Origin of the sequence: Paracoccus sp. DMF (genome assembly GCF_004407025.1) — a bacterium.
Classification (GTDB): domain Bacteria; phylum Pseudomonadota; class Alphaproteobacteria; order Rhodobacterales; family Rhodobacteraceae; genus Paracoccus; species Paracoccus aminovorans_B.
In genome coordinates this window covers 21037-44085 of record NZ_SOKV02000003.1, presented here as the reverse complement: position 1 = coordinate 44085, position 23049 = coordinate 21037, and the positions used below count along the sequence as shown (strand labels likewise).

At 68.2% G+C, this 23049-nt stretch carries 22 protein-coding genes; 13 read left to right on the top strand and 9 right to left on the bottom strand.

Features of this window, described 5'->3' with window-relative positions:
- Nucleotides 1–202: 202 nt before the first annotated feature.
- Nucleotides 203–931, bottom strand: coding sequence for a response regulator (locus E3D03_RS02470; protein ID WP_263565659.1), 729 nt, complete (start codon nucleotides 929–931; stop codon nucleotides 203–205).
- A gap of 136 nt (nucleotides 932–1067) precedes the next feature.
- On the opposite strand from E3D03_RS02470, the gene mce reads away from it, so the two are divergent.
- Complete coding sequence (gene mce / locus E3D03_RS02465) at nucleotides 1068–1472, top strand: methylmalonyl-CoA epimerase (protein ID WP_263565658.1); 405 nt, start codon at nucleotides 1068–1070, stop codon at nucleotides 1470–1472.
- On the top strand, nucleotides 1472–1732 hold the full coding sequence (locus E3D03_RS02460) for a DUF1467 family protein (RefSeq protein ID WP_263565657.1): 261 nt from the start codon (nucleotides 1472–1474) through the stop codon (nucleotides 1730–1732). The genes mce and E3D03_RS02460 overlap by 1 nt, the downstream gene beginning before the upstream one ends.
- Here E3D03_RS02460 and E3D03_RS02455 read toward each other — a convergent pair.
- Both E3D03_RS02455 and E3D03_RS02450 read right to left on the bottom strand, forming a co-directional pair.
- On the bottom strand, nucleotides 1698–2399 hold the full coding sequence (locus E3D03_RS02455; protein ID WP_062562876.1) for an EI24 domain-containing protein: 702 nt from the start codon (nucleotides 2397–2399) through the stop codon (nucleotides 1698–1700). The genes E3D03_RS02460 and E3D03_RS02455 overlap by 35 nt on opposite strands.
- Entirely contained in the window at nucleotides 2399–2965 is a 567-nt protein-coding gene (locus E3D03_RS02450; RefSeq protein WP_263565656.1) for a nitroreductase family protein, read from the bottom strand. Before E3D03_RS02450 ends, E3D03_RS02455 begins: the two co-directional genes overlap by 1 nt.
- Nucleotides 2966–3066: 101 nt before the next feature.
- On the opposite strand from E3D03_RS02450, the gene E3D03_RS02445 reads away from it, so the two are divergent.
- Entirely contained in the window at nucleotides 3067–3315 is a 249-nt protein-coding gene (locus tag E3D03_RS02445) for a DUF167 domain-containing protein (RefSeq protein ID WP_263565655.1), read from the top strand.
- On the opposite strand, the gene E3D03_RS02440 is transcribed toward E3D03_RS02445, so the two are convergent.
- A complete protein-coding gene (locus E3D03_RS02440) occupies nucleotides 3312–3563 on the bottom strand; it encodes a hypothetical protein (protein ID WP_062562879.1) in 252 nt (83 codons plus the stop codon). The genes E3D03_RS02445 and E3D03_RS02440 overlap by 4 nt on opposite strands.
- Before the next feature lie 130 nt (nucleotides 3564–3693).
- On the opposite strand from E3D03_RS02440, the gene E3D03_RS02435 reads away from it, so the two are divergent.
- Together E3D03_RS02435 and E3D03_RS02430 are read left to right on the top strand one after the other, a co-directional pair.
- Entirely contained in the window at nucleotides 3694–4446 is a 753-nt protein-coding gene (locus tag E3D03_RS02435; protein WP_018001008.1) for a M48 family metalloprotease, read from the top strand.
- A 241-nt stretch (nucleotides 4447–4687) separates the two neighbouring features.
- Entirely contained in the window at nucleotides 4688–5029 is a 342-nt protein-coding gene (locus E3D03_RS02430) for a hypothetical protein (protein WP_263565654.1), read from the top strand.
- A gap of 6 nt (nucleotides 5030–5035) precedes the next feature.
- On the opposite strand, the gene ilvN is transcribed toward E3D03_RS02430, so the two are convergent.
- From ilvN to E3D03_RS02415, 3 genes are all read right to left on the bottom strand, one after another.
- Nucleotides 5036–5596 (bottom strand): acetolactate synthase small subunit, encoded by a 561-nt coding sequence (gene ilvN / locus E3D03_RS02425; RefSeq protein WP_062562881.1) that lies wholly within the window; start codon nucleotides 5594–5596, stop codon nucleotides 5036–5038.
- Nucleotides 5597–5618: 22 nt separating this feature from the next.
- Entirely contained in the window at nucleotides 5619–7373 is a 1755-nt protein-coding gene (locus E3D03_RS02420) for an acetolactate synthase 3 large subunit (RefSeq protein ID WP_062563341.1), read from the bottom strand.
- Nucleotides 7374–7540: 167 nt separating this feature from the next.
- On the bottom strand, nucleotides 7541–8380 hold the full coding sequence (locus tag E3D03_RS02415; protein WP_062562882.1) for an arginyltransferase: 840 nt from the start codon (nucleotides 8378–8380) through the stop codon (nucleotides 7541–7543).
- Between the two features lie 217 nt (nucleotides 8381–8597).
- Here E3D03_RS02415 and E3D03_RS02410 point away from each other — a divergent pair, with 217 nt between their 5' ends.
- Entirely contained in the window at nucleotides 8598–11399 is a 2802-nt protein-coding gene (locus tag E3D03_RS02410; protein WP_263565653.1) for a glutamine-synthetase adenylyltransferase, read from the top strand.
- 256 nt (nucleotides 11400–11655) lie between these two features.
- Here E3D03_RS02410 and E3D03_RS02405 read toward each other — a convergent pair whose 3' ends face one another.
- Together E3D03_RS02405 and carA are read right to left on the bottom strand one after the other, a co-directional pair.
- On the bottom strand, nucleotides 11656–13695 hold the full coding sequence (locus E3D03_RS02405) for a glycosyltransferase family 2 protein (protein WP_411969782.1): 2040 nt from the start codon (nucleotides 13693–13695) through the stop codon (nucleotides 11656–11658).
- A 161-nt stretch (nucleotides 13696–13856) separates the two neighbouring features.
- Complete coding sequence (carA, locus tag E3D03_RS02400) at nucleotides 13857–15005, bottom strand: glutamine-hydrolyzing carbamoyl-phosphate synthase small subunit (protein WP_263565651.1); 1149 nt, start codon at nucleotides 15003–15005, stop codon at nucleotides 13857–13859.
- A 168-nt stretch (nucleotides 15006–15173) separates the two neighbouring features.
- Between carA and E3D03_RS02395 the strand changes: the two genes are divergently transcribed.
- From E3D03_RS02395 to E3D03_RS02365, 7 genes are all read left to right on the top strand, one after another.
- Nucleotides 15174–15638 (top strand): GatB/YqeY domain-containing protein, encoded by a 465-nt coding sequence (locus E3D03_RS02395; protein ID WP_062563342.1) that lies wholly within the window; start codon nucleotides 15174–15176, stop codon nucleotides 15636–15638.
- 209 nt (nucleotides 15639–15847) lie between these two features.
- Nucleotides 15848–16885 carry an NAD(P)-dependent alcohol dehydrogenase gene (locus E3D03_RS02390; protein WP_263565650.1) on the top strand — a complete coding sequence of 346 codons (1038 nt, stop codon included), beginning with the start codon at nucleotides 15848–15850 and terminating at the stop codon, nucleotides 16883–16885.
- Nucleotides 16886–16890: 5 nt separating this feature from the next.
- Nucleotides 16891–18348 carry a xylulokinase gene (gene xylB / locus E3D03_RS02385; RefSeq protein WP_263565649.1) on the top strand — a complete coding sequence of 486 codons (1458 nt, stop codon included), beginning with the start codon at nucleotides 16891–16893 and terminating at the stop codon, nucleotides 18346–18348.
- Between the two features lie 265 nt (nucleotides 18349–18613).
- On the top strand, nucleotides 18614–19498 hold the full coding sequence (locus E3D03_RS02380) for an AraC family transcriptional regulator (RefSeq protein ID WP_263565648.1): 885 nt from the start codon (nucleotides 18614–18616) through the stop codon (nucleotides 19496–19498).
- Between the two features lie 98 nt (nucleotides 19499–19596).
- Nucleotides 19597–20502 (top strand): ABC transporter substrate-binding protein, encoded by a 906-nt coding sequence (locus tag E3D03_RS02375; RefSeq protein ID WP_062562889.1) that lies wholly within the window; start codon nucleotides 19597–19599, stop codon nucleotides 20500–20502.
- 69 nt (nucleotides 20503–20571) lie between these two features.
- Nucleotides 20572–22071, top strand: coding sequence for a sugar ABC transporter ATP-binding protein (locus tag E3D03_RS02370; RefSeq protein ID WP_263565647.1), 1500 nt, complete (start codon nucleotides 20572–20574; stop codon nucleotides 22069–22071).
- Complete coding sequence (locus E3D03_RS02365) at nucleotides 22061–23038, top strand: ABC transporter permease (RefSeq protein WP_263565646.1); 978 nt, start codon at nucleotides 22061–22063, stop codon at nucleotides 23036–23038. The genes E3D03_RS02370 and E3D03_RS02365 overlap by 11 nt, the downstream gene beginning before the upstream one ends.
- Nucleotides 23039–23049: the final 11 nt, after the last annotated feature.

Here is a 23049-nt window from a genome sequence, read left to right as displayed (position 1 = left end):
CTGACGGGATGCGCCCGGTTCAGGGCGCAAGAGCTATGGCGATGCCGCGATGGGCATCCAGCTGGCGCCAATCCGTCAGCAGCCGACTGCGACATATCCATGCGCCCGGTTGGGGTCTCGCTCCTTCCGATCCGCGCCTTGGCCGACAGCCGCCGGCCTTGGCAGGCGAAGGCCGCGTCGGGACGACGGGCCGCCCGGCCCTTCAGATGCGGACCGCCGCCAGCCGGTCCTGCACCAGCCCGCTGATCCGCGCCAGGTCCATCGCCAGCGCCCGGCCCTCGGCATGGTCGCGCGCCAGCGCCGTTGCCGCGTCCTCGAGCATGCGGTCATGGGCCGAGCGCGCCACGCCGGCCAGGAAGCGGGCGATATACTCGATCGCCTCGGTATCGTCGGCCTGCGACAGGGCGTCCGCGGCATGACTGAGATCGGCGCGCAACGCCACCGGATCGGCGGCGATCACATCGTCGGGCAAAAGCCGCAGCCCCTGCGGCCGCGCCTCGAGCGGCAGGGCCGACAGGATCGCCTGCTGGAACACCGCCAGGCTTTCGATCGGCTTGACCAGGAAGCCGTCGGCCCCGGCCTGCATCGCGGCCTCGCGATTGTCGGGATCGCCCGAGATGCCCAGGATCACCGGGACGCGCGGCAGCGCACCGGCGATGGCGCGGATCATGTCGGCGCCGTTGCCGTCGGGCAGGCCCATGTCGACGATGACCGCGCCGGGCCGGTAGGTCTGGAGATGCCGCAGGGCCGCGCGGATGCTGTCGGCCCGACGGATGCGTGCGCCGGAGCGCAGGCACAGCAGGCGCACCGCCTCGGAGGCGATACGCGAATCCTCGACCACCAGCACCGTCAGGCCGGTCAGCGGGCGGTTGGGCAGGGTGACCCGCCAGGTGGGGAATTCTTCCTCACCGATTCTGTCCTGTTCCGTCATCGCTAAAATCCTTACCGAGAATCATCTTCCAGCTTCAGGATTGCGCGATTCTCCTAAGAAGGCGTTAACGCCCGCGTGTTTTCCTTTCCCCTGTCGCCGGTCCGGCCTAGAAGGGCGGGAAACGACGGAGGACCAGATGATCGGACGCCTGAACCATGTCGCCATTGCCGTGCCGGACCTTGCCGCCGCGGCCGCGCAATACGAAAACAGCCTGGGCGCCAGGGTCGGCGCGCCGCAGGACGAGCCCGACCATGGCGTGACCGTGGTCTTCATCGAACTGCCGAACACCAAGATCGAGCTGCTCTATCCCTTGGGTCAAGACAGCCCGATCAAGGGCTTCCTGGACAAGAACCCCTCGGGCGGCATCCATCACATGTGCTTCGAGGTCGAGGACATCCTGGCCGCGCGCGACAAGCTGAAAGCCGAAGGCGCCCGCGTGCTGGGCAATGGCGAACCCAAGATCGGCGCCCATGGCAAGCCGGTGCTGTTCCTGCATCCCAAGGATTTCAACGGCTGCCTGATCGAACTGGAGCAGATCTGATGAGCCTGACCGGCGGCATCGTCCTTTATTCGGTGCTGTGGTTCCTGGTGCTGTTCGTGCTGCTGCCGATCGGCCAGAAAAGCCAGGCCGACGTGGGGCAGGTGACGCCCGGCACGCCGGCCGGCGCGCCGCATGAGCCCAGGCTGAAGAAAAAGCTGATCTGGGCCACGCTGATCGCGGCGCTGATCTGGGGCGTGATCGCCTATGTCATCATCGGCGGCATCATCACCCGCGCCGATCTCGAGGCCTGGACGCGCTGATGTGGTAAAGGTGGGTGAAGCCCGCCGCCGCCAGCACCGGCACCACCACGTTCAGCACCGGCACGGTCAGCAGAAGCGCGATCAGCACCCCCAGCGCCGTGGCCTGCACCGACAGGCTGCGGCGCAGCTCTGTTGCTTGCGGCTCGTGCAGGTGGCGCCGGGCGGCCATCTGGAAGAACTCGCGCCCCAGAAGCCAGCCGTTGCCGCCATAGAACAGCAGCGAGGCGAGCGGCCCCAGGAAGGGCGTCAGCAGCAGCGTGACCAGCGTGACCAGGATCACCGCCCCCATTACCGCCAGCGATTCCCAGAGCCCGTCCCAGAAGTCCACCGGCAGGCCCTTGCTGGCGGGATAATGGATCTCTTCGACCGCCTCCGAGACCCGCTCGGCGAAAAGCCCCGAGAAGCCGGCCGCGACCGGCGCCATCAGGAAGATGCTCAGCAGCGGGAACAGCAGCAGCGAGCTCCAGGACAGCGCGGGCGCCAGCGGCACGGCGCCGATCCAGGGCAGGGTCAGGCTTTCGGGCGCGAAATGGCCGGCGGCCCAGAAGATCAGCGCCTGCAGCGCCACGAACAAGAGCAGCGTCAGCCCGACGCCAAGCGCCACCACGCCGAAAATGCGCGGGCGCGCGAGATCGCCCCAGGCCAGGAACAGCGCCTTGAGCACCATCACAGGAACGTCGTCTTGGCCGCCACGTCGGGGCGCGGCCGGTCGGGGGGCGTGGCGCCGCGCTGGCCGATGTGGATCAGGCCGACGATGCGCTCATGTGCGCCCAGCCCCAGATGCGCGCGGGCAAAGTCGGGCTCGGCCGCCGGGCCGGTCAGCCAGGCCGCGCCATAGCCCGCGGCCAGCGCCGCGTTCAGCAGCTCCAGGGAGACCGCCCCGGCCGAAAGGAACTGCTCCCACTCCGGCACCTTGGGGCTGTCGACCGGCGCCGAGACCACCGCGACGATCACCGGCGACGCAAAGGCCGAGCGCGCCTTTTCCGCCGCCGCCGCGTCACCCCCCTGGGCCGTGACCTGCTGGGCCAGCAGCGGCGCCAGCCGGTCCAGCGTGGCGCGTTCCAGCACTACGAAGCGCCAGGGCTCCAGCTTGCCGTGGTCGGGGACGCGCGCGGCAAGCTCCAGCAGGGTCATCAGCTCCTGCCGCTCGGGCGCGGGGCCGGTCAGCAGCTTCGGCGGGTGCGAGCGGCGCTGGCGCAGAAAGGCCAGGGTGGCGGGGTCGGTGTGCTGCATGGCGGGTCTCCGGTGCGCGCTTTTGCCCTTCAGATAGCCACGCAGGCCGACCGGCGCCAGTCGGGATTGCCTTTTTCGCCGCGCGGCGCTTGATAAGGCGCATGACCGATCTTCGCCATCTCGCCCGGCCCGGGACCGAAATCGCCGTGCGGGTCACGCCGCGCGCCTCGCGCAATGCGGTGCTGCTGGACGGCGAGACGATCCGCGTCCTGGTGACCGTCGTGCCCGAGGACGGCAAGGCCAATGCCGCCGTGGTCAAGCTGCTGGCCAAGGCACTGGGCGTCGCCAAGACGCGGCTGGCGCTGCTGCGCGGCGCCACCTCGCGCGACAAGCTCTTCCGGCTGGATTAGCGCCGTTCCAGCCGATAGTTGCCCTCGGGCAGGTTCAGCGCGGCGCGCAATTCCTCGAGCTGCTCGATGGTCAGCAGGATCTGCGAAAGCTCGCCGGTGTCGGGGTCGTATTGCTCGATCACCACGCGGTCGTCGAAGCTCTGGATCACCACATCCTCGTTCAGCGGCCGCGCGCCGGCCTCGCCCTCGGGCAATTCGTCGATCAGGGTAATGACGGTGGCGTCGAAATCGTGCTCGATGGTGAACATGCGGGCCTTTCCGGTTCAGCTTTCCTCAACAATTGCGTGATAACGCTGCGGGGGCAAGAGCGGGGCTTGGCGCGGTCGCGGGCGCGCGGCTAGAGTGGCGAAAAAGGACAAGCACGGCATGAGGCGGCAGATGGGCAGAACCTGGCAAGCGGCGGCGGCGATTCTGCTGGCCCTGGCGGGCTGCGTCGCGGCGCCCGTGCCGCAGCCGGGGGCGGGCGCGACACGGCCGCTGCCCGAACTGGCCGCGCCGGCGCCGGACACGCCGGCCGGGGCCCGCGCCTCGGCCCGGGCCTTCATCGCGGTCATCAACCGGATGGAGCCGGCGGTGGAACGCGAATGCGTGGCGCGCCGCAAGCAGCCGATCAGCTGTGATTTCCAATTCGTCGTCGACGACCGCCCGGGGCTGGAGCCGAACGCATTCCAGACCGTGGACGCGACCGGACGCCCGGTGATCGGCTTTACCCTGGCCCTGATCGGCGAGGCGCGCAATGCCGACGAACTGGCCTTCGTCGTCGGGCATGAGGCCAGCCACCACATCCTGGGCCACATCAACCGCAAGAGCAGCGCCGCCACCATGGGCGCGGTGATCCTGGGCGGGCTGGCCAGCGCCTATGGCGGCAATGCCGATGCGGTGAAGTCGGCGCAGGATTTCGGCGCCCAGTTCGGCGCCCGCTACTATTCCAAGGACTGGGAGCTCGAGGCCGACTACCTGGGCGCCATCATCACGCTGAATGCCGGCTTCGATCCGCAGCACGGGGCGCAGTTCTTCGCCCGCATTCCCGACCCGGGCGACAAGATCATGGGCACGCATCCCTCGAACGTCTCGCGCATGGCGCAGGTTGCGCGGGCGGTGGGCGACTATCGCGCTGGGCGGGTGCGATAATTCCGCCGCTTGTGACATTCCCGCATCACCGGACCGTGATTGCCGAAAACGACAGGTTAACGAAACCTGTAACATTCTTGCGGTTGTGCCGCTGCTCTCGGAGCCTGATCGGTAATTTTGCCTAGGGAACGTCGCGTTCCGAGCAAAAATTCGCTTTCATAGGCGAGAAACTGCCGATAGTTTCCGTTCTGGGTTGTGCGCCGTTCATGGTCACGAGCGGTTCGGGTTTTTAGGAGCTTTTATGATCGGGGTTATTCTGTGGAGCAGTCCCGCCAAGGAAAAAGCGGTGATCTGGTGCGAGGATCATGGCGCCTTGGCTTATCTTCAGGGACAAGAAAGCCTGGTTTTTCCAGGCGATTGGCCCGAAGCGGGCGATCTGGTCGAACTTGAGATCGAAACGATCAAGGATCTGCGTCACGCGCGCAGCGTGAGCCTCGTCTCGGGCAACAAGCGTTCGGAATTGCCAAGCCTGCTGCGGGGCATCGGCGAAAAGCCCGAAATGCCGCGCCCGGTGCTGCGGGTGATCTCGAACCCCGATTCGGGATTGCACGAGCGGCCGCTGAAAGTCGCGGCCGCCCGCTAAGGGGAATCAGGCGCCGCGCGCCAGCGCGGCGACCCCGGTGCGGGCCTGGTCGGACAGGCCCAGCGGCCGCATCAGCTCGGCGAAGGCGTCCAGTTTCTCGGACGTGCCGGTGATCTCGAAGACAAAGCTTTCCAGTGTCGAATCGACCACGCTGGCGCGAAAGATTTCGGCGATCCGCAGCGCCTCGACGCGCTTCTCGCCCTTGCCCGCCACCTTGAACAGACCCAGTTCCCGCTCGACGCTGCGGCCCTCGACGGTCAGGTCGTGCACGTCATGCACCGGCACGATGCGGCCAAGCTGCGCCTTGATCTGCTCGATCACCGCCGGCGTGCCGCGCGTCACGATGGTGATGCGCGAGCGGTGGCCCAGGTGATCGACCTCGGCCACGGTCAGGCTGTCGATGTTGTAGCCCCGGCCCGAGAACAGGCCGATGACCCGCGCCAGCACGCCCGGCTCGTTTTCCACCAGAACCGCCAGCGTGTGCGATTCGATGATCTCGGCATTCGGGTCGCGCAGGTCATAGGCCGAATGGCTGGATGCGCCCTTCTGGATATTCAGTGCCGCCATGTTCTTCTCGCTTTCCTAAAACTCAGACCAGCGCCGCGCCGGCGCCGGTGATGGCGCCCTCGGTCGCGGCCTCGCCCAGGAGCATCTCGTTATGCGGCTTGCCCGAGGGGATCATCGGGAAGCAGTTCTCGTGCTTCTCGACCAGCACGTCCAGGATGAAGGGCCCGTCATAGTCGATCATCTCCTGGATGGCGGCGTCCAGATCGGCCGGATCCGAGACGGTGCGACCCTTGCAGCCGAAGGCCTCGGCCAGCTTCACGAAATCGGGCAGGCTTTCCGACCAGCTCTGGCTATAGCGCTCGCCATGCAACAGCTGCTGCCACTGCCGGACCATGCCAAGCCGTTCATTGTTCAGGATGAATTGCTTGACCGGGGCGCGGAACTGCACCGCCGTGCCCATTTCCTGCATGTTCATCAGCCAGGACGCCTCGCCGGCGACGTTGATCACCAGCGCCTCGGGATGTGCGACCTGCGCCCCGATCGAGGCCGGCAGGCCATAGCCCATCGTCCCCAAGCCCCCGGAGGTCATCCAGTGGTTCGGGTCGTCGAAATGCAGGAACTGCGCCGCCCACATCTGATGCTGGCCGACCTCGGTGGTGATATAGGGCTTCCTGGCCGCGGTCAGCGCCTGCAGCCGCTGCAGGGCGTATTGCGGCTTGATCACCTTGTCCGAGCCGCGATAGCCAAGGCAGTTCTTCGCCTTCCACTGCTCGATCTGCACCCACCATTTCCGCACGCCCTCGGCATTGGTCTTGCGGCCGCGCGCCTTCCAGATCTTCAGCATGTCCTCGAGCACATGGCCGACGTCGCCGACGATGGGCAGGTCGACCCGGATCACCTTGTTGATCGAGCTCGGGTCGATGTCGATCTGCGCCTTGACCGAGCCGGGGCTGAAATCCGCCACCCGGCCGGTGATGCGGTCGTCGAAGCGGGCGCCGACCGCGATCATCAGATCGCAGTCGTGCATGGCCATGTTGGCCTCGTAAAGCCCGTGCATGCCCAGCATGCCGATCCATTTCCCGCCCGAGGCCGGATAGGCGCCAAGCCCCATCAGCGTCGAGGTCACCGGGAAGCCGGTCGCCTCGGCCAGTTCGCGCAAGAGCTGGCTGGCGCCGGTGCCCGAGTTGATGACGCCGCCGCCGGTGTAAAGGATCGGCCGCTCGGCCGTCTCCATCAGCTCGACCAGCCGGGTGATGGTGGCCAGGTCGCCCTTCTTCGCCGGCTGGTAGCTGGGCGTCTCGATCTGTTTCGGGCCGACATAGTCGCCGGTGGCGAATTGCACGTCCTTCGGGATGTCGATCAGCACCGGCCCCGGCCGGCCCGAGGTGGCGATGTGGAACGCCTTGTGGATGGTCGCCGCCAGCTGATCCGTCTCTTTCACCAGCCAGTTGTGCTTGGTGCAGGGGCGGGTGATGCCGATGGTATCGGCCTCCTGGAAACCGTCGGTGCCGATCAGGAAGGTCGGGACCTGGCCGGTCAGCACGACCAGCGGGATCGAATCCATCAGCGCATCGGTCAGTCCGGTGACGGCATTGGTCGCGCCCGGCCCCGAGGTGACCAGAACCACCCCCGGCTTGCCGGTGGAACGCGCATAGCCCTCGGCCATGTGGACGGCGCCCTGTTCGTGGCGGACCAGGATGTGCTTGATGTCGTTTTGCTGGAAGATCTCGTCATAGATGGGTAGTACCGCCCCGCCCGGATAGCCGAATACGGTGTCGACGCCCTGATCGCGCAGAGCCTCGATAACCATCCTTGCACCGGTCATTTGTCGGGACATGCCCATTCTCCATCTGTAAGACACGGCGCGGCCGGCCCGAAGGGGTCTTGCCGCGTCGCGGAAAACTATGGGGGCCGCGCGGCAGGGTCAATGCCGATTGTCCAAGAAAATGACCCCAGCCCGCAGAATATTGAAATATAATTACCGAAACTGCCGCTTCCGGGTAATCATCCGCCGGTCTGGGGCAGGGTGATGCGCGCCACCTGCTCGACGATGGGGTCGATCGACAGCGGGTGGATGTCCGAACTGTGCTGTGCCGGGTCGCCGATCGGCTGCCAGACGCCGCCCTTGTAGATCTCCAGCGCCGAAAACCGGGCCTTGTAGTCCATCTTGCGGCTGCCCGGCACCCAATAGCCCAGATAGACGAAGGGCAGCCCGGCGCTGCGCGCCAGCTCGATATGGTCCAGGATGATGTGGGTGCCCAGGCTCTGCTCCTCCAAAGCCGGGTCGTAGAAGCTGTAGACCAGGCTCAGCCCGTCATCCAGCACATCGGTCAGGCAGACCGCGACCAGCCGGTCCGACCCCGGCGCCGGCGGCATCTGCCCGCCTTCATGCGCGCGATATTCGATGACGCGGGTGCGGACCGGGGTTTCCTCGATCATCGCGGCGAATTCGAAAATGTCCATGTCGGCCATGCCGCCGTCGGCGTGGCGCTGGTCCAGATAGGCGCGGAACAGCTCGTATTGCTCTTCGGTCGCCCAGGCGCTGGTGGCCAGCCGGCGCAGATGCGCGTTGCGGCGCGCCACCCGGCGCTGCGTGCGCGAGGGCTGGAACTCGGACACCCGGATGCGGGCCGACATGCAGGCGACGCAGCTTTCGCAGCTGGGCCGGTAGAGCACGTTCTGCGAGCGGCGAAAGCCCTGGCGCGACAGCGCATTGTTCAGCTCATTGGCCGAATCGCCCGCCAGCGCGGTGAACAGCTTGCGCTCGGCCCGGCCATGCAGATAGGGGCAGGGCTGCGGTGCCGTCACGTAGAACTGCGGCGCATGGGGCAGGCTGTGCCGCATCAGCCCCGTCCCCGGCGGTCGGGGCGGCCGGAATCCCGCTTTCGGTTCGCTGTGGTTTCGGCGCGCATGGGCGGCGGATCGTCTATCGATGGTTGCACTGAGCCCAGAGCCTAGCAACAGATCCCCCGCGCGCCAAGCGTGGAAAACCATAAGATTTGTCGCGCCGCTTGCGGTTTTCCCGCATTGACCCGGCGGGGCCTGCGGCTAGGCTGCGGCCATGGATTTCGCCGCCCGCATCACCCGCCTGCCGCTTCCCGTCGATCCCGCCCGCGGCCAGTCCGCCTGGCAGGCGACGGGCATCCTTGATCCGCGCCTGGGCGCGTTGATCCGCGGCGCCGCCGGCTCCAGCCCCTATCTCGCCGGGCTGATCGGCCGCGAGGCCGACTGGCTGGCCGAGGCGCTGGCGCATGAGGATGTCGTCGCGCGCGAAACGGCGGGGTTCGAGAGCCTGCCGGCCGACGCGCTCGGCGCGGCGCTGCGCCGCGCCAAGCGCCGGGTCGCGCTGTGGACGGCGCTGGCCGACCTGGGCGGGGTCTGGCGGCTGGAACAGGTCACCGGCGCTCTGACCGAACTGGCCGATCGGGCCGCGGACCTGGCCTTGCGCGTGCATGTCGCGGCCGAACGCGCCCGCGGCAAGCTGCCCCCGACCCAGGCCGATGCCGGCGGCATCGTCGCGCTCGCCATGGGCAAGATGGGCGCGGGAGAGCTGAACTATTCCTCGGACATCGACCTGATCGTGCTTTACGACGACAGCGCCTATGCCCGCGACGACCAGCACGAGGCCCGCGCGGCGCTGATCCGTGCCACCCGCAAGGCGGCGGCGACGATTTCGGACAATACCGACCAGGGCTATGTCTTCCGCACCGACCTGCGGCTGCGGCCCGATGCCTCGGTGACGCCGGTCTGCATCTCGATCTCGGCGGCGCTGGCCTATTACGAGGCCGAGGGCCGCACCTGGGAACGCAGCGCCTATATCAAGGCGCGGCCCTGCGCGGGCGATCTGGCCGCCGGCACCCGCTTCCTGCGCGAGCTCGACCCCTTCGTCTGGCGCCGACATCTGGATTTCGCCACCATCCAGGACGCGCATGACATGCGGCTGCGCATCCGCGAGCACAAGGGCCTGTCCGGCCGCATCGAGGCCGCCGGCCACAACATGAAGCTGGGCCAGGGCGGCATCCGCGAGATCGAGTTCTTTACCCAGACCCGGCAGCTGATCGCCGGCGGCCGCGACCCCGCGCTGCGCGTGCGCGGCACGGTCGAGGGGCTGGCGCGGCTTGCGGACAAGGGCTGGGTTCCCGCCGATGTCGCCGCCGAGCTGACCGAGCACTACCGCGAGCATCGCGAGATCGAGCACCGCATCCAGATGGTCAACGACGCCCAGACCCATTCGCTGCCGAATTCGGCCGAGGGGCTCGACACCATCGCCCGCATGATGGGCGAGGCCGATACCGCCGCCTGGGCCCGGCACCTGGTCGGCCGGCTGCAGCGCGTCGAGGCGTTGACCGGCGAATTCTTCGCCCCCGGGGAAAGCCGCGCGCGTCCCGACCTTTCCCCCGAGGCCGAAGCCATGGTCGGGCGCTGGCGCAGCTACCCGGCCCTGCGTTCGGCGCGCGGCCGCGAGGTCTTTGCCCGCATCGAGCCCGAGCTGCTGAACCGGCTGGTCGCCGCCACCCATTCGGACGAGGCCCTGGCGCGCTTCGACGCCTTCCTGGCCGGGCTGCCCGCCGGCGTGCAGCTGTTTTCGCTGTTCGAGGCCAATCCGCAGCTGATCGACCTGATCGTCGACATCTGCGGCACCGCGCCGGCGCTGGCCGCCTATCTGGCGCGCCACCCCGAGGTACTGGACGCGGTGCTGGGCGGCAGTTTCTTCTCGGAATGGCCGGGAGCGGTCGAGCTGCGCCGCCAGCTCGACGCGATGCTGCTGGGCGTGCTTGCGGCGCCGGACGGCGGCTATGAGCGGGCGCTGGATGCGGCTCGGCGTTGGGCGCATGAATGGCAGTTCCGCACCGGCGTGCATCACCTGCGCGCACTGATCGGCGCCGAGGAGGCCGGCGGCCAATATGCCGATATCGCCGATGCCGCGGTCGCGGCGCTGTTCCCGGTGGTTGCCGCCGAATTCGCCCGCCGGCACGGCCCGCCGCCGGGGCGCGGCGCGGTGGTGCTGGGCATGGGCTCGCTGGGCGCGCGGCAGCTGAACGCCAGTTCGGACCTGGACCTGATCGTGATCTACGACGCGGTCGGGCAGGACAGTTCCGACGGGCCGAAGCCCCTGGCGACGCGGGCCTATTACGCGCGGCTGACCCAGGCGATGATCACCGCGATCTCGGCGCCGACCTCGTCCGGCCGGCTCTACGAGGTGGACATGCGCCTGCGCCCTTCGGGCCGGCAGGGTCCGGTCGCGACCTCGGTGCAGAGCTTTCGCGATTACCAGATGACCGAGGCCTGGACCTGGGAGCACCTGGCGCTTACCCGGGCCCGGGTGATCGGCACCTGCGGCGCCGACGCCGAGGCGCTGGGTGCCGAGGTCGAGGCGCTGCGGGTCGAGGTTCTGGCGGCGCGCGGCACCGACGCCCGCGTCCTGCCGGACCTGGCCGAGATGCGGGCGCGGATCTTTGCCGCCAAGGCCCCCGACGGTGCCTGGGAGGCCAAGATCGGCCGCGGCGGGCTTCAGGACATCGAATTGCTGGCGCAGAGCTTTGCCCTGCGCGCCGCCGCGCCGGCCCGCGCGGCGCTGGCGCAGTTGCGGGCCGGTCCACGCGCCGGTCTGATCGCGGCCGATCTGGCCGGACAGCTGAGCGCGGCCCGGCGTTTCCTGTGGAATCTGCAATGCGCCGGCCGGCTGCTGACCGAGAAGGCCCTGGACATGGAGAGCATCGGCAAGGGCGGGCAGGCCTTCCTGCTGCGGGAAACCGGCTGCGAGTCGCTGGAGCAACTGGCCGCCCGGCTGACCGAAACCGTCGAGACCGCCGGCAGCATCATCGACAAGGCGCTGAACCAGGACGCGACTGCCGCTGTTTGATGCCTGTCCGCGCTGGGTGCTGGCAGCAGAAGCGTCCGCAGGCGGAGCGTGGCGCAAGAAGCCGGAACCAGCGGGCGGGAAAACCGGAGGCTGCCTTCCCCGAGACTGGTTTTCCGGGGTTGAAGCCGGGATGGGGACAGGCCGAGCTTGCGGCCGACGCCGAATCACCCGCACTGGATCATGCCTGATCGCGATCCTGGCGGAACCTGGGTCATCTAATTGGTGCTGCCGCTTCTGCGACCGCCAAGAGACCCTTTCAGGATCTTCCGATCTCACCCAGCACGGAAAGGCCGGTGAATTCTTGCGCGGGCGCGGCATGGGCCGTCGCGGGCCGGGGCGATTGCGTCCCGGACAGGGCGACCGGGCGCAGCGGCACCGTGCCCAGCGTGGCGGCTGGCTTGGCAGCAGGGCTGTCCTCGGGGCCGGCCTCGAAGATGCCGTGCTGGGTCTTGTCCCAGTAGAACGGCTTCGCCACCACTTCATAGATCGCCTTCCAGGCGGCCAGGCAGCCCAGCGGGAAATACAGATGCAGCGTCGGCACCCAGGGCATCAGGTGACGGTGCTGGCGGCCGCGCACCGCCCAGAGCCCGATGGCGATGTTCAGCAGTTCGGAGCAGACGAAGAGCGTGAACAGGATGGCGATGGCATTGCCGCCCAGCATACCGGACAGCACGCCGCGCATCGGATGCGGCAGGCCGAGGCTGAGCAGCCAGAAGCTCCACAGCACCGGCGCCAGCAGATATTGCGACAGCGAGGCGAAGAGCTGCACCTGCAGCCCCAGGAAGCGCCGCGTGCCGAGGTCGCGCCACAGCCCCAGCGGATCGCGCATATGCACGCCCCAGGTCATGGCGAAGCCCTTGAGCCAGCGCGAGCGCTGCTTGACCCAAGGCAGCAGGCGGCAGTTCGCCTCTTCATGCGTGACGGTGTCCAGCATCTCGGTGCGATAGCCGCGCCGGGTCAGGCGCACGCCCAGGTCGGCGTCCTCGGTCACGTTCCAGGCGTCCCAGGCGCCGACCTCTTCCAGCTTGTCGCGGCGGAAGAACAGCGTCGTGCCGCCCAAGGGCACCACCAGATCCAGTGCCGCCGCGCCCGCCAAGGTGCCGCGGAACCACGAGGCGTATTCGATGGTGAAGGCGCGCGCGAGCCAGTTGGTGCGCGGGTTGTAATAATCCAGCACGCCTTGCAGGCAGACCACCTCGGGGGCGGCGAAATGGAAGCCGCGCGCGACCTTGTGCAACTGGTCGGGCTCGGGGCGATCCTCGGCGTCCCAGACCCCGATGATCGAGCCGCGGCAGAAGTTCAGCGCATAGTTCAGCGCCCGGGGCTTGGTGCGGATCGGCCCGTCCGGCACCTTGACCACGCGCAGCCAGCGCGGGAGCCGCGCGGTCGCCAGCGCCTCGCAGGTCACGCGGTCGGTTTCCTCGACCACCAGCAGGATGTCCATCAGCTCGCGTGGGTAGTCCAGACGCGAGAGCCGACCGATCAGCTTGTCGGCGATATTCGCCTCGGCAAACAGCGGCACCATGACCGAGATCACCGGCAGCGGGCCGGTCATCTGTGGCCGCGCCACCAGGCCCGCGGCCATGGCGCGCGCCGCGACTTTTTCCTTGTGGGTGCGGCGCAGGATCGCCTGAAAGGACAAGAGCTTCAGCCCCATCGAGGCGACCAGCGTCAGCACCGCCCAGGCCATCAGCACCGAGAAGACCGCGATCGGCGTCAGCAGCAACCCCAGCAGCACCAGCATCACCGCCGCTACCGCCAGCCGGGCGAAGCGACGCTCATTGCGGGTGCGGCAGCTTTCGGCGGCGGGCACCTGGGTCTCGGCCTGGCGAATCAGCGCCGTGCGGCGCAGGCCCAGGATGGCCTCGCGCGCGGCGGTTTCGGAGCAGAGCAGCATGCGCACGGTGCCGAAGGCCGCCGGCATGCGCTCGCGCAGGGCGTCGAATGCCTCGGGGCGGGCGGTGGCGACGAAGGTGACGCCGCCGACCCGGCGCCAGGGCACCAGCCCCTGCGCCAGGCAGAATTGCGCACCCATCGCGTCGATCAGCCGCGGATCGGGCGGCAGCACCGCCAGGTCCAGCACGCTGCTGCGCCATTGCCGCGACAGCGCCCGGGTCAGCGCCTCTTCCTGGACCCAGCCGTTCGCCAGCAGGATCTCGCCCAGCCGGGCCTGCTGGCGCCGGCGCATGACCACCGCTTTCAGCAGGTTGCGCGGGTCGACGGCGCCATCCTCGATCAGGATCTGGCCCAGCGGGCGCAGGTCGCGCGGCGCGACGACCGTTTCCGGTGCCGCCACCGGGACGGACGGCTCCGGCCGCGGCACGGGGCGAAGGGGGCGGAGAAGGGCGATGCCGGCCATGCGCGATTCCAGGGTCTGGACGTTTCCTGACCCTCTGTTGCATGCCGAGGGTTAAGAAGCGGTTAATCGCGCAGCCGGATCAGGCCGCAATCCGCAGTTCAGGCGCGGCGCGCGCGCATGGCCTCGGCGAAGCGGTCGAAGAGATAGGCGCTGTCCTGCGGGCCGGGGCTGGCCTCGGGGTGGTACTGCACGGAAAATACCGGCTTTTCCGCCATGCGCAGCCCGCAGTTCGAGCCGTCGAACAGGCTGACATGCGTTTCGATCACGCCCTCGGGCAGGGTCTGGGCATCAACGGCGAAGCCGTGGTTCATCGAGGTGATCTCGACCTTGCCGGTCTCCATGTCCTTGACGGGATGGTTGGCGCCGTGGTGGCCGTGGTTCATCTTGATGGTCTTGGCGCCCAGTGCCAGCGCCAGCATCTGATGGCCCAGGCAGATGCCGAAGATCGGCAGGTCGCGGTCCAGCAGGTCGCGGATCATCGGCACGGCATAGGCGCCGGTCGCGGCCGGATCGCCCGGGCCGTTTGACAGGAAAACGCCCTCGGGGTCATGCGCCAGCACCTCCTCGGCGGTGGCGGTGGCGGGCAGGACCGTCACCTCGGCGCCGCTTTGCGCCAGCGAGCGCAGGATGTTGCGCTTGGCGCCATAGTCCAGCGCCACCACACGGAACGGCTTCTGTTCGGGGATCGTGCCGAACTGGCCCGGCCATTCCCACAGCCCCTCGTCCCAGCGATAGCTCTGCCGGGTGGTGACCTCTTTCGCCAGGTCGAGCCCGACCAGCCCCTGCCAGCCGCGGGCGCGCGCCACCATGGCGGCGATGTCGAAATTCCCTTGCGGATCATGCGCCAGCACGACATGGGGCGAGCCCTGCTGCCGGATGGCGCGGGTCAGGCGGCGGGTGTCGATGCCGCCGATGCCGATGCGGCCGCGCCTTTCCATCCATGCGACCAGGTCGGCCGTGGCGCGCCAGTTCGAGGGCTCGGTCGGGTCCCATTTCACCACGATGCCCGAGGCGACGGGGTCGGCCGCCTCGTCATCCTGTGCCGTGACGCCGGTATTGCCGATATGGGGGAAGGTGAAGGTGACGATCTGGCTCGCGTAGGAGGGATCGGTCATGATCTCCTGATAGCCAGTCATGGCGGTGTTGAACACCAGCTCGGCCACCACTTCCCCGGTGGCGCCGAAGCCCTGGCCGTAGAAAACGGTGCCGTCGGCAAGCGCAAGACATGCGGTCGGTTTCTGGGGCATCGTCGACTCTCCGGCTAAATCGCCGGGAACCTAGGGAAAGGGGCTGCGGGCGTCAAGGCGGAACCGCGGCCAGGAGGGGCTTGCGGAACCGGGGCTGCGGGCCCAGGGTTGACGCCGGTGACCAAGCCGGGCATCCGCCCCGCGCAACCGAAAGCCAGCGAGGACATGATGGGACTGCGCGAACGCATTCTGGCCGATACCAAGGACGCGATGAAAGCCCGCGAGACGGCGCGGCTGTCGACGCTGCGGCTGATCGCGGCCGCGATCAAGGATCGCGAGATCGCCGCCCGCACCGAAGGCGGCGACGAAAGCGGGCTCAGCGAGGCCGACCTGACGGCGATCCTGTCGAAGATGGTCAAGCAGCGCCAGGAATCCGCCCGGGCCTATGAAGAAGGCGGCCGGCTGGAGCTGGCCGAGGCCGAGCAGGCCGAGATCCGCATCATCCAGTCCTATCTGCCGCGGCAGCTGGACGAGGCCGAGACCCGCGCCGCCATCGACAAGGCGATCGCCGAGCTGGGCGCCGAGTCGATCCGCGACATGGGCCGGGTGATGGCCGAACTGCGCGCCCGCCACGCCGGGCAGATGGATTTCGGCGCCGTGGGGCCGATGGTCAAGGAACGGCTGATGAAGTGAGCCCGCGAATCGGGCTGCGCTCATCACCCCTGCCAGACGCGCGCCGGACACCGGACCGGCGCTTTCCGCGCGATGCGTGATACAATTATTCTTTGATTGGGCAAAAGCTCGCCAAAACGGCGGGTTTCTGTTTACATCGCCGTCAGGGCGGCCTCAAACACCGCCGGGACGGCGCCGGTTGGGGCGCGGCATGGCATGCGAGGGAAAGGATGAAGGCGCTGGTTCTGGAGGAGAAGGGCAAGCTCACGCTGCGGGAATTCGAGATTCCCGGCACGCTGGGCCCCCGCGACGTCCGCATCAAGATCGACACGGTCGGCATCTGCGGCTCGGACGTGCATTACTATACCCATGGCAAGATCGGCCATTTCGTGGTCCGCGAGCCGATGGTGCTGGGCCACGAAGCCGCCGGCACGGTGATCGAGGCCGGGGCCGAGGTCACGCATCTGCACCCCGGCGACCGGGTCTGCATGGAGCCGGGCATCCCCGATCCGACCTCGCGCGCGGCAAAGCTCGGCATCTACAACGTCGATCCGGCCGTCACCTTCTGGGCGACGCCGCCGGTGCACGGCTGCCTGACGCCCGAGGTGATCCACCCGGCCGCCTTCACCTACAAGCTGCCCGACAACGTCAGCTTCGCCGAGGGCGCCATGGTCGAGCCCTTTGCCATCGGCATGCAGGCGGCCTTGCGGGCGCGCATCCAGCCCGGCGACATCGCGGTCGTGACCGGCGCCGGCCCCATCGGCATGATGGTGGCGCTGGCGGCGCTGGCCGGCGGCTGCGCTCGCGTCATCGTGGCCGACCTCGCCCAGCCCAAGCTCGACATCATCGGCGCCTATGACGGCATCGAGACCGTCAATATCCGCAACCGCCCGCTGGCCGAGGCGGTGGCTCAGGCGACCGACGGCTGGGGCGCCGACGTTGTCTTCGAATGCTCGGGCGCCGCGCCGGCGATCCTGTCCATGCACCAGCTTGCCCGGCCCGGCGGCGCCATCGTGCTGGTCGGCATGCCGGTCGATCCGGTGCCGGTCGACATCGTCGGGCTGCAAGCCAAGGAGCTGCGGGTCGAGACCGTGTTCCGCTATGCCAATGTCTACGACCGCGCCATCGCGCTGATCGCCTCGGGCAAGGTGGACCTGAAGCCGCTGATCTCGGCCTCGATCCCCTTCGAAGACAGCATCGCCGGCTTCGACCGCGCCGCCCTCGCGCGCGAGACCGACGTGAAGCTGCAAATCGTCCTGCCGGAGTAAGCGCCATGTATCTGGGGATCGACCTTGGCACCTCGGGCATCAAGGCCATGCTGGTGGACGAGGATTTCGCCACCATCGGCGTCGCCCATGCGGCCCTGACCGTCAGCCGCCCGCATCCCGGCTGGTCCGAGCAGGCCCCCGCCGACTGGATCGCCGGCTGCGAAGCCGCCATCGGCCAGCTCGCGCGCGAACATCCGGCCGCCATGGCGCGGCTGCAGGCCATCGGCCTGTCGGGGCACATGCACGGCGCGACGCTGCTCGACGCTTCGGACCAGGTGCTGCGGCCCTGCATCCTGTGGAACGACGGCCGCTCGGGCCCGCAATGCGCCGAGCTGACAGGCCGCGCCGATTTCCACGGCATCGCCGGCAACCTGGTCATGGCTGGCTTCACCGCGCCGAAACTGCTGTGGGTGGCGCAGAACGAGCCTGCGATCTTCGAGCGTGTCGCCAAGGTGCTGCTGCCCAAGGATTACCTGCGGCTGTGGCTGACCGGCGAGCATGTGGCCGAGATGTCGGACGCGGCCGGCACCCTGTGGCTGGACGTCGGCAAGCGCGACTGGTCGGACGCGCTTCTGGCCGCGACCGGGCTCAGCCGCGCCCAGATGCCGCGGCTGGTCGAGGGCAGCGACGTCTCCGGCCATCTGCGCGCCGATCTGGCCGCGCGCTGGGGCATTCCGCGCGTGCCGGTGGCGGGCGGCGGCGGCGACAATGCCGCGACCGCCTGCGGCATGGGGGTGATGACGCCGGGCACCGGCTTCCTGTCGCTGGGCACCTCGGGCGTGCTCTTCGCCGCGACCGAATCCTACGCGCCGAACACCGGCGATGCGGTGCATACCTTCTGCCATGCCGTGCCGGACACCTGGCACCAGATGGGCGTGATCCTGTCGGCGACCGACAGCATGACCTGGCTCTCCGAAATCACCGGCCGGCCGGTGCCGGAGCTTGCCGCGCTGGTGGGTCGGGTCGCCGCGCCCTCGCCGGCGCTGTTCCTGCCCTATCTGTCGGGCGAGCGCACGCCGCTCAATGACCCCGGCGCCACCGGCGCGCTGATCGGGCTCAGCCGCGCCAGCGGGCTGCCGGACCTGGCGCAGGCGGTGATGGAGGGCGTCGCCATGGCCTTCGCCGACTGCGTCCATGCGCTGCGCAAGGCCGGCACGCCGATCGAGGCCGCCTGGGCGGTCGGCGGCGGCGCCCGCTCGCAGGCCTGGCTGCGCATCATCGCCTCGGCCACCGGGCTGACGCTGCTGGAGCCCGAGGACGGCGATTTCGGCGCCGCCTTCGGTGCGGCGAAGCTTGCCGCGGCCTGCGCCACCGGCGATCTGTCCGAGCGCGTCTTCTCGCGCCCGGCGCTTCGCGCGGAAGTTGTGCCCGATGCAAATCTGGCCGAGGCCTATGCGAAAAAGTATGAGGCCCATCACGCGGCTTATCGTCCCCTGCGCGACCTGCCCGACTGTTCGGCCTGACCGCGGATTTCACGGCATTTCCCGGGTTTTCGCAGCATCTTCCCGCCTGTGTCGCTGCATCGCGGCATGGGCGTTTCGCCTTTGCGGCGCCGGCTTGCCGCCCGCGCAGGAAGAACGGTTCAATTCCGGCGCATTCCCTGTCAAAAAAGTATCGGCAATTTTTGCGCCATGATGTGGAGCTTTGCCCGGGCAAAGGCCTAAGCTCTGTGCAGGCTGGGAACGCGCCGGGGCAAGGAGGCGCGCCACCCGTGGGGAGAGGAAACCGATGCAACCCGATCTGGAACTGGTCCACATCCGCAAGGGCGAATCCTTCGCCGCGTGGATGCATGGCTATCCGTTCCGCACGGTGCGCTGGCACTACCACCCCGAATATGAAATCCACCTGGTCAACGCCACCTCGGGCACCTTCTACATCGGCGATCATGTCGGCGCCTTCGCGCCCGGCCAGCTGATCATGACCGGCCCGAACCTGCCGCAGAACTGGATCAGCGACATCCAGCCGGGCGAGATCGTGCCCTTGCGCTCGCTGGTGATCCAGTTCCCCGAGGCCTTCATCGAGGACGCCTGCGCCGCCATGCCCGAGATGGAGGCGCTGCGCCCGCTGCTGGATCGCTCGCGCCGCGGCATCCTGTTCGACGACGCCACCAGCGCCCGCATCCGCCCGCTGGTCGAGCGGCTGATCGAGGCGCAGGGCATCCGCCGGCTGGCGCTGTTCTGGGAAATCCTCGACATCCTGGCCGAGGCCCGCGACTACGAGGTGCTGGCCAGCCTCAGCTTCGAGCTCGACCTCAGCAAGATCAACGACAGCGGCATCAACCGCGCCCTGACCTATCTGCGCGAGCACCTGACCGAGCAGATCGAGGAGGCCGAGCTTGCCGCCATGGTCGGGCAAAGCCAGAGCGCGTTTTCCCGCGCCTTCAAACGCCATACCGGGACGACCCTGGTGCGCTATCGCAACCAGCTGCGCGTCGACCTGGCCTGCCAGATGCTGCTGGCCGAACCCGACAGCAAGGTCGCCGAGATCTGCTATGAGGTCGGCTTTTCCAACCTGTCGAACTTCAACCGGCATTTCCTGAAACTGAAAGGGATCTCTCCTTCGCAGTTCCGGGCCACCTTCGCGGCCCAGAAAGCGGCGGTCATCGCCGACTGACGAAACGACCACGACCGAAATCCACCAATTCGGACGGCGCATCGCCGGCCGGAGACGCGCGGGCCTTGCCTGCATCAACCCTATTTGGGAGGAACCTGATGACATCGAAACTTCTCACCGCCTCGGCCGCGCTTGCGCTGCTGGCCGCCCCGGCGCTCGCGCAGGACAAGCTCAAGATCGGCATGACCTTCCAGGAGCTGAACAACCCCTATTTCGTGTCCATGCAGGAAGCGCTGAACGAGGCCGCCGCCAGTCTGGGCGCCGAAGTCGTCGTCACCGACGCCGGCCATGACGTGGCCAAGCAGATCTCGGACGTCGAGGACATGCTGCAGCAGAACATCGATATCCTGCTGCTCAATCCGACCGACAGCGCCGGGATCGAGGCCGCCGTGCACGCCGCCAAGGCCGCCGGCGTCACCGTGGTTGCGGTCGATGCGAACGCGAACGGCCCCGTGGACACCTTCGTCGGCTCGAAGAACCGCGATGCCGGCTACATGTCCTGCAAATACCTGGGCGAGGCCATCGGCGGCAAGGGCGAGGTCGCGATCCTCGACGGCATCCCGGTCGTGCCGATCCTGCAGCGCGTCGAAGGCTGCAAGGCCGCGCTGGAAGAATTCCCCGAGATCCAGCTGGTCGACACCCAGAACGGCCGCCAGGACCGTTCCGTCGCCCTGGGCGTGGTCGAGAACATGATCCAGTCCAAGCCGAACCTCGCCGGCATCTTCTCGGTCAACGACGGCGGCGCCATGGGCGCGCTGGCGGCGATCCAGGGCTCGGGCAAGGACATCAAGCTGACCTCGGTCGACGGCGCGCCGGAAGCGGTCAAGGCCATCACCGAGGGCGGCCCTTTCATCGAGACCACCGCGCAATTCCCGCGTGACCAGGTCCGCGTCGGCCTGGCCATGGCGCTGGCGCAGAAATGGGGCGCCCGCGTGGTGCCGAAGGAAGTCCCGATCGACGTCATGGTCGTGGACAAGGAAAACGCGGCTGACTTCAGCTGGTAACGCTTCCTCCCCGCTCCCGCTCCGGCCTTGCGCCGGGGCGGGAAGGGCGAGAGGCACGAGGAGGGGACGATGCTGGAACTGAACGCAATCCGAAAGAGCTTCGGCAAGATCGAGGTGCTGCACGGCGTCGACCTCAACGTCCGCGCCGGCGAGGTGCACGCGCTCTTGGGCGAGAACGGCGCCGGGAAATCGACGCTGATGAAGATCCTCTGCGGCATCATCCCGCCCAGCGAGGGCACGATCCGCATCGAGGGCCGCGAACAGCGTTTCGCCAATTACGACGAGGCCATCGCCGCCGGCATCGGCATCGTCTTCCAGGAATTCAGCCTGATCCCGCATCTGGATGCGGTCGAGAACATGTTCCTGGCGCGCGAGATCCGCGGCCGGCTGGGCCTGCTGGACCGCAAGGCCATGCGCGCCCGCGCCACCGAGATCATGCGCCAGCTGGGCGTCGAGGTGGCGCTGGACGTGCCGATCAGCCGCCTGTCGGTGGCCGAGCAGCAATTCGTCGAGATCGCCAAGGCTCTGTCGCTGGACGCGCGCATCCTTGTCCTTGACGAACCCACCGCCACGCTGACCCCCTCCGAGGTCGAGCACCTGTTCAAGGTCATGCGCGAGCTGCGTCGGCAGGGCGTGGCGATCATCTTCATCTCGCATCACCTCGAGGAAATCTTCGAGATCTGCGACCGCATCACCGTGCTGCGCGACGGCGAATTCGTCGGCTCCTGCGCGGTTGCCGATGTCGACAACGACCGGCTGGTCGAGATGATGGTCGGCCGCCGCATCGAGCAGAGCTTCCCGCCGAAACCCGAACCCTCGACCGCGCCCCCGGTGATCGAGGCCGAGGAGGTGCAGCTGCGCAAATCCGGTCCGGTGTCGCGCTTTGCCCTGCGCAAGGGCGAGATCCTGGGCTTTGCCGGGCTGGTCGGCTCGGGCCGCACCGAAACCGTGCTGGCCATGCTGGGCGCCGGCCCGGCCACGCGCTGCAAGGTCAGGATCGACGGCATCGAAAAGCGCCTGTCCGGCCCGGACGAGGGCTTGGCCCATGGCATCGGTCTTCTGCCGGAAAGCCGCAAGGAACAGGGGCTTATCACCAGTTTCTCGATTCTGCAGAACATCTCGCTGAACAATTACGGCAAGTATCGCAAGGGCCCAGGCTTCATCGACCTGAAGAAGGAGCTGGCCTGTTCGGAAACCGCCATGGCGCAGGTCCGCGTCAAGGCGCAGGGGCCCTTGGCGCGCGTCGATACGCTGTCGGGCGGCAACCAGCAAAAGGTCGTCATCGCCCGCTGGCTGAACCACGACATGCAGGTGCTGATCTTCGACGAGCCGACGCGCGGCATCGACGTCGGCGCCAAGGCGGAAATCTATGCGCTCATGCGCGCATTCACCGCGCGCGGCGGGGCGATCGTCATGATCTCCTCGGAACTGCCCGAGGTGATCGGCATGTCCGACCGGGTCTGCGTGTTCCGCTCGGGCGGGATCGTCGCCACGCTCTCGGGCGAGGACATCAATTCGGAAACCATCATGACCCATGCCACGACCGGGAGGATCGACAATGTCGCATGACACCAATACCGGCGCGGCCGGGAAAACCGCGGGCTTCTCGCCGGCCCGGCTGCTGCATTCGCCGCTGGCGCTGCCGCTGATCGGGCTCATCGCCGTCTCGGTGCTGATGGGGCTGGCGAGCGACAATTTCTTCAGCCTCAGCAACATCATGAACGTGCTGCGCCAGGTCTCGGTCGTCGGCATCCTGGCCGTGGGCATGACCTTCGTCATCCTGACCGGCGGCATCGACCTGTCGGTTGGCGCGGTCATGGCGCTGGTCGGCACGCTCAGCGCCGGGCTGATGGTCAACACCGGCCTGCCGGCGGTGCCGGCGCTGCTGGCCGGGCTGCTGATCGGCCTGGGCATCGGGCTGGCCAACGGTTTCCTCGTCGCCTGGGGCAAGATGCCGGCGATCATCGTGACGCTGGCCACCATGGGCATGGCGCGCGGCCTGGGCCTGATCTATTCCGGCGGCTACCCGATCAGCGGCATTCCCAGCTGGATTTCCTGGTTCGGCGTCGGCCGCATCGGCTTCGTGCCGGTGCCGGTGATCGTCATGGTGGTGATCTATGCCTTCGCCTGGGTGCTCTTGCAGCGCACCGCCTTCGGCCGCCACGTCTATGCCATCGGCGGCAACGAACTCGCGGCGCGGCTGTCCGGCGTCAAGACCCAGCGGGTGAAGCTGGCGGTCTATGCCATCTCGGGCCTGACCTCGGCCCTGGCGGCGGTGATCCTGACCGGCCGGCTGATGAGCGGCCAGCCGAACGCCGGCGTGGGCTTCGAACTGGACGCCATCGCCGCCGTGGTCCTGGGCGGCACCGCCATCGCCGGCGGGCGCGGGCTGATCCTCGGCACGCTGATCGGCGCGGTGCTGCTGGGCATCCTGAACAACGGCCTGAATCTGATGGGCATCAACCCCTATCTGCAGGACGTCATCAAGGGCGGCATCATCCTGCTGGCCATCTACATCGGGCGCGAGTGGCGCTGAGCCCCGCCCAA

Excerpts from the sequence above, each read along its gene's own strand:
- E3D03_RS02470 (WP_263565659.1), bottom strand. The coding sequence starts at position 931 with ATGACGGAACAGGACAGAATCGGTGAGGAAGAATTCCCCACCTGGCGG.
- mce (WP_263565658.1), top strand. The coding sequence starts at position 1,068 with ATGATCGGACGCCTGAACCATGTCGCCATTGCCGTGCCGGACCTTGCC.
- E3D03_RS02460 (WP_263565657.1), top strand. The coding sequence starts at position 1,472 with ATGAGCCTGACCGGCGGCATCGTCCTTTATTCGGTGCTGTGGTTCCTG.
- E3D03_RS02455 (WP_062562876.1), bottom strand. The coding sequence starts at position 2,399 with ATGGTGCTCAAGGCGCTGTTCCTGGCCTGGGGCGATCTCGCGCGCCCG.
- E3D03_RS02450 (WP_263565656.1), bottom strand. The coding sequence starts at position 2,965 with ATGCAGCACACCGACCCCGCCACCCTGGCCTTTCTGCGCCAGCGCCGC.
- E3D03_RS02445 (WP_263565655.1), top strand. The coding sequence starts at position 3,067 with ATGACCGATCTTCGCCATCTCGCCCGGCCCGGGACCGAAATCGCCGTG.
- E3D03_RS02440 (WP_062562879.1), bottom strand. The coding sequence starts at position 3,563 with ATGTTCACCATCGAGCACGATTTCGACGCCACCGTCATTACCCTGATC.
- E3D03_RS02435 (WP_018001008.1), top strand. The coding sequence starts at position 3,694 with ATGGGCAGAACCTGGCAAGCGGCGGCGGCGATTCTGCTGGCCCTGGCG.
- E3D03_RS02430 (WP_263565654.1), top strand. The coding sequence starts at position 4,688 with ATGATCGGGGTTATTCTGTGGAGCAGTCCCGCCAAGGAAAAAGCGGTG.
- ilvN (WP_062562881.1), bottom strand. The coding sequence starts at position 5,596 with ATGGCGGCACTGAATATCCAGAAGGGCGCATCCAGCCATTCGGCCTAT.
- E3D03_RS02420 (WP_062563341.1), bottom strand. The coding sequence starts at position 7,373 with ATGTCCCGACAAATGACCGGTGCAAGGATGGTTATCGAGGCTCTGCGC.
- E3D03_RS02415 (WP_062562882.1), bottom strand. The coding sequence starts at position 8,380 with ATGCGGCACAGCCTGCCCCATGCGCCGCAGTTCTACGTGACGGCACCG.
- E3D03_RS02410 (WP_263565653.1), top strand. The coding sequence starts at position 8,598 with ATGGATTTCGCCGCCCGCATCACCCGCCTGCCGCTTCCCGTCGATCCC.
- carA (WP_263565651.1), bottom strand. The coding sequence starts at position 15,005 with ATGCCCCAGAAACCGACCGCATGTCTTGCGCTTGCCGACGGCACCGTT.
- E3D03_RS02395 (WP_062563342.1), top strand. The coding sequence starts at position 15,174 with ATGGGACTGCGCGAACGCATTCTGGCCGATACCAAGGACGCGATGAAA.
- E3D03_RS02390 (WP_263565650.1), top strand. The coding sequence starts at position 15,848 with ATGAAGGCGCTGGTTCTGGAGGAGAAGGGCAAGCTCACGCTGCGGGAA.
- xylB (WP_263565649.1), top strand. The coding sequence starts at position 16,891 with ATGTATCTGGGGATCGACCTTGGCACCTCGGGCATCAAGGCCATGCTG.
- E3D03_RS02380 (WP_263565648.1), top strand. The coding sequence starts at position 18,614 with ATGCAACCCGATCTGGAACTGGTCCACATCCGCAAGGGCGAATCCTTC.
- E3D03_RS02375 (WP_062562889.1), top strand. The coding sequence starts at position 19,597 with ATGACATCGAAACTTCTCACCGCCTCGGCCGCGCTTGCGCTGCTGGCC.
- E3D03_RS02370 (WP_263565647.1), top strand. The coding sequence starts at position 20,572 with ATGCTGGAACTGAACGCAATCCGAAAGAGCTTCGGCAAGATCGAGGTG.
- E3D03_RS02365 (WP_263565646.1), top strand. The coding sequence starts at position 22,061 with ATGTCGCATGACACCAATACCGGCGCGGCCGGGAAAACCGCGGGCTTC.